This window comes from Flavobacterium sp. BFFFF1, from assembly GCF_002256285.1.
GTDB lineage: Bacteria > Bacteroidota > Bacteroidia > Flavobacteriales > Flavobacteriaceae > Flavobacterium.
Window position 1 is genome coordinate 54802 of sequence record NZ_NKJE01000004.1, and the last position, 12933, is coordinate 67734.

Annotated in this window: 11 protein-coding genes; 3 read left to right on the plus strand and 8 right to left on the minus strand. The window is 43.5% G+C overall.

Annotated elements, in window-relative coordinates:
* Positions 1-133: 133 nt before the first annotated feature.
* Complete coding sequence (locus CFE23_RS03515) at positions 134-1630, plus strand: sodium:solute symporter (RefSeq protein ID WP_291084089.1); 1497 nt, start codon at positions 134-136, stop codon at positions 1628-1630.
* Positions 1631-1660: 30 nt separating this feature from the next.
* Here CFE23_RS03515 and CFE23_RS03520 read toward each other — a convergent pair whose 3' ends face one another.
* Together CFE23_RS03520 and CFE23_RS03525 are read right to left on the minus strand one after the other, a co-directional pair.
* Positions 1661-2026: a CoA-binding protein gene (locus CFE23_RS03520; RefSeq protein WP_291084092.1), complete on the minus strand. Its 366-nt coding sequence runs from the start codon at positions 2024-2026 to the stop codon at positions 1661-1663.
* A 43-nt stretch (positions 2027-2069) separates the two neighbouring features.
* The gene (locus CFE23_RS03525) at positions 2070-3170 is read right to left on the minus strand and encodes a carboxypeptidase-like regulatory domain-containing protein (protein WP_291084095.1); all 1101 of its coding nucleotides are present in this window, start codon (positions 3168-3170) and stop codon (positions 2070-2072) included.
* A gap of 96 nt (positions 3171-3266) precedes the next feature.
* On the opposite strand from CFE23_RS03525, the gene CFE23_RS03530 reads away from it, so the two are divergent.
* Complete coding sequence (locus tag CFE23_RS03530; protein WP_291084097.1) at positions 3267-3896, plus strand: MarC family protein; 630 nt, start codon at positions 3267-3269, stop codon at positions 3894-3896.
* 55 nt (positions 3897-3951) lie between these two features.
* Here CFE23_RS03530 and CFE23_RS03535 read toward each other — a convergent pair whose 3' ends face one another.
* The 3 genes from CFE23_RS03535 to CFE23_RS03545 are packed head-to-tail and all read right to left on the minus strand — an operon-like array spanning position 3952 to position 7987.
* The gene (locus CFE23_RS03535; protein WP_291084099.1) at positions 3952-4413 is read right to left on the minus strand and encodes a DoxX family membrane protein; all 462 of its coding nucleotides are present in this window, start codon (positions 4411-4413) and stop codon (positions 3952-3954) included.
* Between the two features lie 2 nt (positions 4414-4415).
* Entirely contained in the window at positions 4416-5849 is a 1434-nt protein-coding gene (locus tag CFE23_RS03540) for an HmuY family protein (RefSeq protein ID WP_291084102.1), read from the minus strand.
* 17 nt (positions 5850-5866) lie between these two features.
* Positions 5867-7987: a TonB-dependent receptor gene (locus CFE23_RS03545; RefSeq protein WP_291084105.1), complete on the minus strand. Its 2121-nt coding sequence runs from the start codon at positions 7985-7987 to the stop codon at positions 5867-5869.
* A gap of 105 nt (positions 7988-8092) precedes the next feature.
* Between CFE23_RS03545 and CFE23_RS03550 the strand changes: the two genes are divergently transcribed.
* Entirely contained in the window at positions 8093-9031 is a 939-nt protein-coding gene (locus CFE23_RS03550) for a DUF6607 family protein (RefSeq protein ID WP_291084108.1), read from the plus strand.
* Positions 9032-9147: 116 nt separating this feature from the next.
* Here the strand turns inward: CFE23_RS03550 and CFE23_RS03555 are convergent, their stop codons facing one another.
* The 3 genes from CFE23_RS03555 to CFE23_RS03565 all read right to left on the minus strand — a co-directional run bounded on the left by CFE23_RS03555 (position 9148) and on the right by CFE23_RS03565 (position 12678).
* On the minus strand, positions 9148-10575 hold the full coding sequence (locus CFE23_RS03555; RefSeq protein WP_291084111.1) for an HmuY family protein: 1428 nt from the start codon (positions 10573-10575) through the stop codon (positions 9148-9150).
* Between the two features lie 165 nt (positions 10576-10740).
* Positions 10741-11685, minus strand: a complete 945-nt coding sequence (gene ctlX / locus CFE23_RS03560; protein WP_291084114.1) for a citrulline utilization hydrolase CtlX — start codon at positions 11683-11685, stop codon at positions 10741-10743.
* Positions 11686-11751: 66 nt separating this feature from the next.
* Positions 11752-12678: an arginine deiminase family protein gene (locus tag CFE23_RS03565; protein WP_291084117.1), complete on the minus strand. Its 927-nt coding sequence runs from the start codon at positions 12676-12678 to the stop codon at positions 11752-11754.
* Positions 12679-12933 lie beyond the last annotated feature (255 nt).

A 12933-nucleotide genomic window follows, 5' to 3' on the forward strand; every position in this document is an offset into this window, starting at 1 on the left:
AAAATTAGACAATTGTGAGGAACAGATTATGGAACCCCGCAACGCCCTTATACCATTTCATGCCATTATCTGACTATCGAATTAACCAATTATCTAATTTTCTTCGTATTTTGCCCCTATCAACAATCAAACCATGGCTCCGTCAACAATACTCACACTTATTGTCGTTTACTTCAGTATCCTGTTTATCATTTCCTATTTCGTCAGCCGGAAAAATAGTGACAATGATACTTTTTTCAAGGCCAATAAGAACTCTAAATGGTATCTCGTTGCGTTTGGAATGATCGGTACCGCCCTGTCCGGCGTGACATTTATTTCGGTTCCGGGTAAAGTTGGAGCGGTCACAAACCAATTCGCTTACTTTCAATTTGTCATCGGCAACGCCATCGGTTTCCTGATTATAGCAAAAGTATTGCTGCCATTGTATTACCGAATGAACCTGACTTCCATTTATGGCTATATCGAGCAACGGCTGGGGACCATTAGTTACAAAACATCGGCAACCATCTTCCTGATCAGCAGGACCATCGGGTCGGCTTTCAGGCTATATCTGGTCGTAATTGTACTCCAACGCTATGTTTTTGATGCATTTCACGTTCCATTTGCATTAACAGTCCTGATTTCATTGGCACTGATTTTTGCCTACACATATCGCGGCGGCCTCAAAACCATTATCATCACAGACACGCTACAGACATTTTTCCTCGTTTTATCCGTATTTTTGACAATTTATTTCATCTGCCAGAGCCTTGATTTTAGTGCCGTCGAAGCATTTGAAGCCGTAAAAACGAGCAATTATTCCAAAATATTTTTTTATGAGGATTTTATGGCGCCAACGTATTTTATCAAGCAGATTCTGGGTGGTATGTTCGTCACCATTGCGATGGTTGGACTTGACCAGGATTTGATGCAGAAGAATCTGAGTTGCAAAAACATCGGTGAGGCACAGAAAAATATGTTCACTTTTACCGGAACTTTTGTACTCATCAACATTTTCTTTTTAAGCGTTGGGGCCTTGTTGTATATGTATGCTGATAAAAATGGGATTGCCATTCCGGAATATCTCGGAAAACCTAAAACGGATTTCCTATTTCCTGAAATCGCATTGAATTATTTAGGCGCGGTGCCGGCAATCGTTTTTCTTTTGGGACTAACGGCCGCCACATTTGCTACTACCGATTCCGCGTTAACGGCATTGACCACCTCGTTTTGTGTCGATTTCCTTGGGATGGACAAAGCGGCGAACACGCACAATCAACGGACGGTCAGGACAAGGCATTTTGTGCATATCGGCTTTTCAATGCTGATGTTTTTGGTCATTATTGTATTCAATGCGCTCAATGATGAATCCGTCGTTACGATGATTTTCCGCGTGGCAGGGTACACTTATGGACCACTGCTGGGATTGTACTGCTTCGGATTGTTCCTCAAAAAGCTAACCGTTCACGATAAACTTGTTCCTTTGATTTGCCTTTTGTCTCCTATGCTGACTTATTTCATCAGCGAACATTCTGCAAAATGGATGGGCGGGTATGTGTTTGACACCGAACTGATTATTGTCAACGGATTGATCACATTCCTGGGACTCATACTGATCAGCCGGAGATCGTTGGAAAATACCCGATTTTAAACAAGATTTGGCCCTAAAGACCCTACCGCATCAATATTGGTTCGTGGCCAGCATCACCAGCGTACAGGCAACTTCAACCTGAATGCTGTTTGCACGCAGCAGCTGATAAAATTCAGGGTTTTCAGTTCCAGGATTGAAAATAACCCTTTTGGGTTGCAGGCCGATAATATAGTTGTAATAATCTCTTTGGCGCTGTGGGTTTAAATACAAGGTTACGGTATCGATGCTGGTGAATGGAACCTGTTTCGTCTGGATTTTTATACCCGCTACTTCACTTTCCTTTTGCCCAATTGCAACGACTGAATGATCATTCCCAGTTAACCGGTTGATGGCCATATACGAATATCGCGCCGGATTGGCTGAGGCGCCCAGCACGAGGGTTTTCTTATTTTTCATAATCTTTTTTATTTGCAAAGTAACGATTTGCCAACGGAAAACCTTACTTGTTTATGATATCTTTTATGCTTTCATAATAATCCCGCGGCAGCAGGTCACCCGCTTTGAGTGAGCCCAGATAGCCGCCAAACACCACACCGTAAACCGGTGCATAATTTCCATTATCGTCGACCAATATTTCAGGCGCCACAAATTCCATGCCTGAAAAGTCTGCGTTTTTGTAAAAAACAGAAAAGTAAGTTTTCTCCATAGTTTTTACGCCATCCTTACCAATCTTCATTGCTTTTGGCACTTTGATGAGACGGATTTTTTTTACGTTTAACGTGTCAGTGACTTTGAAATACTCGCTGGGATTTATTTTGGAATCTCCCACAAACAAGCTGAAGGGCTGTGATTCCCAATTATTATTATTGGAGATCGTACGCATTAAATGGGCTGATGATCCCAGATAGGATTTTAAGCGCTTTTTATCTGCTGCTCCATTTTTTGACAAATCAATAAAAACGGTAGATCCCGCGTAGGCGCTCCTTCTAATGTCAAAGGCTGCGATAGACGTTGTGTAATAATTCAGCTTGAATTCCAACTGGTCAAACCGAACTTCATATTTAAGAAAATTATTTCTTATCCGCAGTGCATTGTCAGCAGACGCATTCAATGTATTGTTGCTTACGTCGTAATAAATGTCAATATCATCTTCGTTTAGGATTTCACAGGATTTTCCTGCTTTTGATTCCCCTAAAAATTGCTTTCGGAATACCTCCAACAATTGTTTCCTGGAGAATGGACTTCTTGAGATAACCACTTCGTCCAGTTTTGTTTCGCTTTTATAAAGGTAGATTTTCATGGCCTTTCCTGAGTAGGCAAAGGGATTGCTTATCCGATACGTAGTATAACCTATATAACTGATCACCAAATCATTGCTGCTGTTTCCATTGCCTGAAATGGTGAAAAAGCCCTCGTCATTGGTAATTGTTAACGCGGTGGTACCGTCAAAATATACTGTGGCACCGTCTAATGGCTGCTCCGTTTCCTTATCATAGATTTTTCCCTGCAGGCTTTGCCCGGACAAACCGGATACGGCAGTAAAATACACGATCAAGATAAAGAAAGTAAGCCTCACACCCATGCGGTCTAATTTTTCCAAATATAATCATCAAAAGGTGTCATTTCAATCATAATGATTTTTTATTTATAACTTTACAGAGAAGGCCGATCTCGAAATTACTTTTGCAAAAAAAATATGGAACTTTTCATTTACCTGTTTGCCGCGCTGTTCTCCGTATTGAACCCAATAGGAACCGTACCGATATTCGTAGGATTGACACAGCACGACGAAAAAAAAGAACGCTCTCGCATTTCGCTATGGACCGCCATTGATGTCGGTATTATCCTGATCATCTCATACTTTGTCGGGCAGTATGTCCTGACGTTCTTTGGCATCAGCATTGAAGCATTGCGGATTGCCGGGGGATTGATCATCGTGAGTTCCGGATTTTCCTTACTGACAGGAAAATTCAGTAAAACGCGAGGCATCAATAAAGAAGTGGCGAGTGACGTGCAAACCAGAAACGACATTGCATTGACCCCATTGGCCATTCCAATGTTAGCGGGACCAGGTTCCATTTCACTATTAATTGCTTTTTACCAGGAACACCACAAAACAGAAGAAATGGTGATTGCGGTATTGTCCATTCTGGCTGTCGCTTTTGTCATTTTTCTCATTTTACGCAGCGGACATTATCTTGCGAAAATCCTGGGTGCTTCCGGAATTGTGGCCATTTCGAGGATTATTGGATTTATTGTTATTGCGATTGGGATACAATATATCGTGAGTTCAATCATAAGCATCATCAAAAATAACCTGATGTAAACGAAAAGGCCTCCCGAAGGAAGCCTTTTCAAAAAAAACAAGTAGTGAAACAAAACTATCCTAAACTCAGGATTTTCTTATCATAAACCAAGGACTTCCAAGTCTTGTAGGTAAACCCGATTAAGACCAGGTTAATCAACAGTAAGCCCGCCGTTTGGAGCAGCTCCCCTGTTTCTTCGAATTCAAGGAACAAGTGAAACAGGAAAATATTTAATACCACCGGCAATGCAATCAATGCTCCGACTCCGGAAAATACCTGGCTGATCAGCAATATACCTGCAGCCAACTCGACAATGCCTAGAAACTCCCAGAAAAACCCGGTTTGCTTCATCCCGAAAATGTAGTTCTTGATTTTCAGGATTTCCGTATTTGGCGCAACCGCTTCACCTTTTTGTACTTTCTCGACGATTGCTGTCGGAGACGGCATGGGCTTGTCAAACTTCATGATGCCGCCATAAACGAGCATTCCGCCAAGGATCAGGTTAAAAATAATCCTGATGATGCTTTTAACTTTCATAATTACTGTAGTTTTTGATATTCAAATGATGGATTCCCGCGCTCTCCTGCAGCGTTCGTCATGCCAACAAACCTGATTTTATATAGATTCCCAGCCGTATCTTTTAAGATGTAAAAACGGTCATCTCTTACACTAGGCAAAGTAGTGGGGCCTCCGCCATTCCTCCAGCCAGAACCGATTGCCCGTTGGTCAATTGATGTCGTAAGGTCGAAATTAGGAGCGTTAACATTGGCTAAAGTAAAATCAGCATATGAAATGCCCGCGCTGTTCAATACGGGATAGACACGGGTTCCGCCTTTTCTGTTGGTCACGACAAAATCCTGGAATGCATAAGATACGAAACCTGCCCCAAAATCGGTAAGGTTTGTAAACGGTGTAAAACTCAAATCCCATTTTGCTTTTTCCGGTTCAGCCGAAACTATAGCATTACTGTCAAAACTGAAGAACGTGAAATTGAACGCGCTGTTCTTCGCAATGGAAACCTCCTGGTAAGTCGTCGCATCAACATTGGCATACTGTAATTTATAATTGCTTCCGTCCCTCAAAATCCGGATTTTTCTCCAGCCTCTTGCATCACCATAGGCATTTACGCTGCCAACGTTCGGCGCCACAGTAGACACTTTAAAACCAAGGTTTACGAGATAAACCCGATTATTGGCATCGGTAGCGGAAACTTCAGCGATAGCGGTGTTTGCAATATTTCCGTCAGGACCGTCTACATATAATGGATTTCCATTCACAATGCCTGCACCGCCCCCTTCACCAACAGCTACCGTATTGTCTACCGCAACCACTTGTGTCATATCGTTGGTGTCCAGTTGTCTTACTGCCATCTTAACGGCGCCATTGATTGCAACCCTAAAATCGTCCCCTGCATAAAAACCGAGGTCCCACGAAGCGCGTTGTACTGCTGTGGTCGCTCCCGAGCTCAGGTCTACAAACACCTGATTTGGTACCATTGGTCCCCCCACTTCAGGCGCTATGTTGTTTGTAAGGATTGGCGTTTCGCCGAAATTCAGCTGTACGGTTTTGGTCGCATCCGGAATGGCTACACCATCAACAGTAACGGAGGCAATCGTAAACACCACGTTCTTCGTCTGTCCTTCAAAAGCTTCCACTATTCTTGTAAACACAAAGCTTGCAGCAGACACACCGGCTTCAAAAGGCACAGTGATTGTATTTCCACTTATTGCCGGAGCGGTGGTAAAATCAGTTCCGTAAACCACATTGTTTGCAGCAACATCCAGCGTCACGCTTCCGGATGCAACCGTGGGCGCAGCAAAAACGATATTTACTGTGGTATTTTCAGTAGTCAGGTTTATAGCGGGATTGGCGAAGGCCGCTGCATTTTCAGGAATCGCTGATCCATCGTCGTCGTTACAGGCTGTAAATACAAGTCCTGCCAAAACAAATAAAAGAAAAAGATTTTTTTTCATGATTGTAAAATATTGGATTAAAAATTAAGATTATACGTAAGCTTGATAAAATAGGAACGGCCATAGGCGAACATCACGTTATCGCTCGTTGGATGCGTCGCTCCGGCATTGGCACTTGTTTGCCTCACACTGGTTACGTCCAGGATATTCCGTACGCCCAGGGTTACTTCATAATGCTTGTAAAACGTTTTACGGATTGAGGCATCCATCAGGCTGAACGGACTCACCGTCGAAGGCTTAAAAACCGGATTGCCTTCCTCGTCAAAACTGCTGATATAGGTTTGCTGCTTTCCATTATACTTGTAGAAAACTGACAATGCGGATTCCCATTTAAGGATGCTGTAAGATACATTCGCTGTACCCTGGAATGTATACAGGTAACGATCATCCGAGACCGCTTCGTTGTTGTCAAGTCGCTGGGAAATCCCAATCAGCGAAGCGCCACCATTGGCTGAAAATTCACCGTAACGGAATTGGTTCGTTACCGCGACATTCCACATGCTGTATTTGCTGATGTTGATGTATTGTGATTTTGCAATCGGAGCCACTGAAATCAGTGCCATCGAAATCCGGTCTTTTACACTGAGTAAATTTGCCGTAAGCACCGTTGATAAAGAAGACTTTTCAGAAACGGAAAACGTCTTCCTGATGCTTGCTTCGTAAGAAGTGCTGTTTTCGGGAAGCAGATTTTCATTACCGATGAAATAATGACCTGAGAAAATAAGTTCCGAATACATTTCCTCGAAATTAGGCGTGCGAAATGATTTCCCGAAAGAAGTGCGGAGCTCGACCTGTTTTGGCAATAAATAACGAAACCCGAGGGAGGCTGCATACTGGTTGTCAAAAACAGACTGGAAAGAATAGCGCGCTCCAGGGCGAAGAGACAATTTTTCGGTGGCGGCGTATTCTCCCGAAAGGAAAATATCATAATTGTTGAACTGCCTGCGCACATCCTTTACGAAGTTATTCTCTGCAATTACCTTTGAGAAACCGTTTTGTCCATTGAATTCATAGCCCAATTGGAGATCGTATTTCTTATCCATGAAAAAATGGGATAGAGTCCCCGTGCTGTACAAAACAACAGACGACTGGTCTTTGTATTTGGTGCTGCCCGATTCCGATTTGGTATTTAGGTTGTATTCAAAATCTTCGGTTTCTCTTTTTTGATTTTGATAGGAAGCGGAAACATTATAACGTAATCCTGACTCCAATCGCCCTGAAATATTCGCATGATTGTACAATCTCGTAGTAAAATAACGGCTGTCATCCGCGGTACGAATGGGTTCAAACGGCGGATTATTTACCGCATTTACAGTCGCATTGTAAAATGCTGTCTTCTCCCTGAAATATTCTGACTTATAGAAAAACCGGAAATCATCTTTGGCATAACTCAGCATGGAACTCGCACTGTACTGCATGTCAGGTAGCCATTGATAACCACGTGTACCATCATTAGGCACATGATCGGGGCCACTCCTGTCGCCTTTAAACCCGTCAAAATCATTTCGGTTAAACGATAACGAAGCATACCAGTTTTCTGAAAATTTATGCCCTGCCTTTAGTCCCTGTATGTGTTTCCCCGCCTTGAAAGGCGCATATTCCGCCCCGGCAGTTTCTTCCTGTACCGTAGCCGAAAGCTCCCACTTCGTATCGCTCCCCTTTTTTGTGATGATGTTTAAGATACCGCTTACGGCATTGGCTCCGTGCGTCACACCCATCGAGCCTTCTATAATTTCGATGCGTTCGATATCATTTAGGTTTATCTGCGTCAAATCGATGTTATTGCCGAGTCCGGCATCACTGACCATAGGGACATTGTCCTGCAAAATCTTGAAATATTGTCCATCCAGACCGAACAGCGAAATGGCGGAACGGCCGTCACTTCCAGAGGGCCTGATGATGATATTCAAGGACTGGCTTAACACGTCAGCAAGATTATTTGCCGCCAGCCGCTTTATGTCTTCTTTTGTAATCACCCGCAAATTGTAGATGGATTTCTTCAGGGATTGTGGTTCAAACTGTCCTGTGACCACCACCTGTTCCAGCGAAGCTGTTTTAAGGGTATCAACAATTTTTTCCTGAGCTGAACCTGTAGTTGCGAGGGCAAATAATGCAGTTATTGAAAGATAGGTTTTCATTATTTAGAGTGGTTCTTAATAATTTTTGACAAATATATATCCTTATCTTTAATTATTCTAAATAAAAATACATAGTTTTGCAAAAGAAATTTTTAACCTTTTATCATGAAATTACAACAACCTAAAAATCAAATGATTTGTTTTAATTTGAGCACAAAAGCGTTGCTTGCAGGATTATTTTTACTCGGATGCGCTGCAAATGCACAGGAAAAGAGCAAGGCTGAAGACATCAAAGCCATCAAATCCATGTGCGGATGTTACGAAGTCGAGTTTAATTTTGCCGAGACATTCCAGTACTCGAAAGACGGGAATTACCAACCTTCAAAAACCAAACTGGATGCGGGGCTGGAATGGGTGGAACTGGTGGAAGACCAACCCAATAAACTCGTTCTGCAACATTTACTCATTGTAACCGACTCCATGATTGTGAAACACTGGCGACAGGACTGGGTATATGAGAATACTGATTTTCACCAATTCTTCAAAGACAAGACCTGGAAGTTTAATTCACTTCCAAAATCAGCCATCAAAGGGCAATGGACGCAAAATGTATATCAGGTGGATGACAGTCCAAGATATACGGGAACCGCCACGTGGATCCACTCCGATGGCAGGCACTATTGGACAGCTGTCGCAGATGCGCCACTGCCGAGACGTGAATATACGGTACGCAACGATTACAATGTGTTACAGCGAAAAAACACCCACGAAATCACCGCAAACGGCTGGATACACGACCAGGACAACGTAAAAATCATCCGGGATGACAGCGGTAAGGATGTAATCCTCGCTAAGGAAAAAGGATATGATGTTTATACGAAGGTAGCCGACTCAAAATGCCAATCGGCACGCGACTACTGGAAAAAAAATGCCGCATTATGGAAAAATGTTCGTGCCAAATGGCAGACCATTTTTCAGCAAAGAAGTGATCTTAATCTACAAACCACTGTTGGCGGTAAACCCCTTTATGAGCACTTATTTGACTTAAAACCTGATGCCGCAAAAGCAGAGAGCGATAAAGTAATTGACAGCTTTTTGAAATAGGTTCCTGCTTCATTTAAAAAAGTAATCCCAGGTCCGGAATCAGGTGGACCTGGGATTACTTTTTTGTATAGACGAACTGTTTTATATTAAGGCAATATCAAATTTAACGCAGCGTATTATCGCAACAATTCGTATTCAAACGCCGGGTTTCCGCGCTCACCGGCAGCATTCGTAATGGCTGTGAATCTTAACTTATACACATTCCCTGCACCGTCTTTTAATATATAAAATCGGTCCGACTTAACATCGGGCGATGCCGAACCGTCATTTCTCCATTTGGTGCCGATGGCTCGTTGGTCGATCGAAGCCGCAAGGTCAAAATTTGCAGAAGCTACGTCGGCTAGGGTGAAATCTTCGTAGGAAATTCCCGCGCTGTTCAATACTTCATAGGCGCGTGTTCCGCTTTTAGTGTTCGTCACGATAAAATCCTGATACGCATACGACAACAAACCACTTCCTAAATTCGCAACATCGGTAAATGAAGTAAAATTCAGGTCCCATTTCGCCTTTTCAGGCTCTACATTAACCACAGCATTCGTGTTAAAGCTAAAAAACGTAAAGTTGAACGCCGCCTTTTTTTCTATGGAAACCTCTTGAAACGTGGTGGAATCAACATTTGCATATTGCAATTTATAGTTTATACCGTCGCGCAATACCCGTATTTTGATCCAGCCTCTTGCATCACCATATGCATTTACACTGCCTGCATTGGGCAAAATAGTTGAAACCTTATACCCAAGATTGACAAGGTAAACCTTATTGTCGCCGTCGTTGGCGGATACCTCAGCTATGGCCGTATGGGTAATGCTTCCATCCGGACCATCCACATATGCCGGATTTCCATTCTGAATGCCTGAACCTGTGTCTTCGCCAACCGCTACTGTATCATCTACTGTGACCAATTGGGTCAGATCATTGCTATTTAATTGTTTTGCAGCCATATTGGTGGCACCATTCAGTACTACCCTGAACTCATCCCCACCATAAAATCCCAAATCCCATGAAGTCCGCGCCACTGCTGTAGCAGTTCCGGAACTCAGGTCCACAAAAACCTGGTTGGGGACATTCGGGCCACCCACTTCAGGCGCAATTTCGCCGGACAAAACAGGCGTTTCGTCAAAATTCACCTGCACCCTGCGTGTGGCGTCAGGAATCAGTATACCCTGTGGGTCGATGCCGGTAATGGTGAAAACAACATTTTTTGTTTCCCCTTCATACGCCTTGACCAGCCTGGTAAATAAAAAAGATACTGAAGATGCGCCTGCTTCAAAAGGAATCGTAATCGAATGATTAACTGGTTCAGGACTTGTGGTAAAATCGGTCCCATACGCCACTCCAGTTTCCGTAACCGAGAACGTAATGCTTCCTGCATAGGCAGCAGGATCAGCGAAAGCTACGCTGACCGTTGTATTATCTCCTATCAGGTCGATCTCAGGATGAGCAAATGCCACGGAATTCTGTGGATCCGGAATAACTTCTTCTTCCTGGCATCCAGTAAAAACAATGCCTGCAAAAACGAATAACAGCAAAACAATTCTCTTCATAATGATAAAATATAAGCGCTAAAGATAGGAATCTTCTCTAACTGATCACGTGACAATGTCAAATTTAGCATTAACTTCAGCAATACGTAATCATCGAGCACATTCAAAAACGCCGATCTTATTGTTACTTGCCGGCATCTGCGAATAAACTTCGGAGTTTGAGCCTTACGCCTGATTTGCCTTGGGCAAAAAGATCTCCGCCATCATGCATCTTGCGCTCCCTCCGCCACAGGCCTCAATGGTATCCAGGCTGGAGCTTAGTATCGTCGCGTGATTTTCCAACTGTTCGATTTGCTTTGCAGTGAGGCTTTGGTGCGCAGCCGCACTCATCACCAATAATCTATTGCCATCGGCACCCCTTACTTCGAGCATGTTGCCGGCAAAATTGTTTACCTGGTCTTCGGTAATCAATATAATTTCTTTACCGTCGTCTTTGAGGCTGTCCAAAACCATCCTGCGTTCCTTTTTGTCGTCGATACAATCCGCGCAGATTACGGCAAAAGTTTCGCCAAGGCACATCATGACATTGGTATGATAAATCAATTTCCGTTCGCCGTTGACCGTTTGGAAGGCTTCAAATATAATCGGGTGAAGGTCAAAATCCTCGCAGAATTCAATAAACAATTCTTCATCGGCGCGTGGTGACAGCGCACAGTAGGCTTTGGCATTGGCCCGGTCCAGCAAAATACTGCCGGTACCTTCGAGGAAGAAACCATCGTTTTCAGCGTCCGTATAATCGATGATGTTTTCAATCTGAAAACCTTTATCCTCAAGCATGTCAAGGATTTCCTCGCGGCGTTCCTTCCGTCGGTTTTCGGCAAACATGGGGTACAGGGCCACATCGGCATTTTCATGAAACGAAATCCAATTGTTTGGAAAGATCGAATCTGGGGTGTCCGGATCGGTGGTATCGTCCACAACGATCACTTCGACGCCGGCGTTGCTTAGTTTGTCCACAAACGCGTCAAATTCCTGCTGTGCTTTGGCATTGACTGTTGCGGGCAGCAACCCATCAAGTACTTTTTGGTAGTAATTATTAACGGCGGTCTGCTCGTTCATCCGGAAAGCAACCGGACGGATCATCAATATCGAATTGGTGGTTTGGTTCATGTTTTTAGTTTAAGGTGTAAGGTGTAAAGTTCAGGTCACAACCTCAAACTTTACATCTTAAATAGATTAATCACGGATAAGCGGCAAGGTTGAGCAGCGGAGCAGCCCTTCCTGCTTTGATATTTCTGAATAGGGGATTTCCTCTACGGTGAAACCATGATCGCGAAGCCATTGGTTCAACTTCCCGAATTCGGATGGATTGTTTCCTGAAACGATGACTTCGGGCGAAATTGAAAACACGTTCGAATTCATATTGTACATGCCTTCACGGTCAATGTGGTATATATTGTCTGCTCCGAAAAAATCGAGTAAGTATTGATATTCTGCTTCATTCCTAAAACCGTTTTTGTAGACAATCGCTTTATCAGTACCGATGGGCTGGAAGCAGCAATCGAGGTGCAGTGCGTTGTCACGGGCTTCGGTGGTGGATTTCACGAGATCAAACGCCACGACGGTCTTGTTTGGAAAATACGCTTTAATAAAATCAACCCCTGCCCTATTCGTGCGTGCGGTTTTTATCGCAGAATAATCGGGTCCATTGTAGGTACCGATAAAGATGTGGTCGTTCCAGACGATGACGTCGCCGCCTTCAATGTGGATGTCCTGGTCTTTGATGTGTACAAATTTTTTCGGATCGATCTGGTCAATTACATACTGTATGGCGGGAAACTCCTTATCGCGGTCCGGCAGGATATTGGCCTGGAAGAAAACGTCGTCAATCACAAAACCGATGTCGCGTGCAAAAATCTGGTTGACATGCGCAATCACTTCGGGACGGTAAACGGTTACATCATATTTTTGAAACACATTAAGGAACGCTTCCATTTCTGCCACCATGGCTTCATTGGAAGGATAAGTTCCGTTTTTGATGTGCTCATACGATTTAGGGTCGTAGGCCTGTTCTAATGTTGGGGTGGGCTCATTTAGTTCGGCGGTACCGAGGATTACGGCGCGAAGCCTGGAAGTCTCATTCTTTACATTCAACTGCAGCATACAACTCTTTTGATTTAGGGCAAAGATAACGATTTCGGGAAATTCCCCCTGTTGAAAAAATGAAAAGTTGAGGATTTGATAATGTGTCGCTAATATGGTGAGAATCTCGCAATTCAGTCCAAAGCAATGTGGCCTTAAGATGTGTGTAAAATGCTAACCTTTCGCTCAAAACTAAAACTTTAACAAAATATACGGGTTTGCCGTAATGGAAATTTAATTTCTTTCCGTAGGGACCGTAACTTCCCCTTCCCTGAA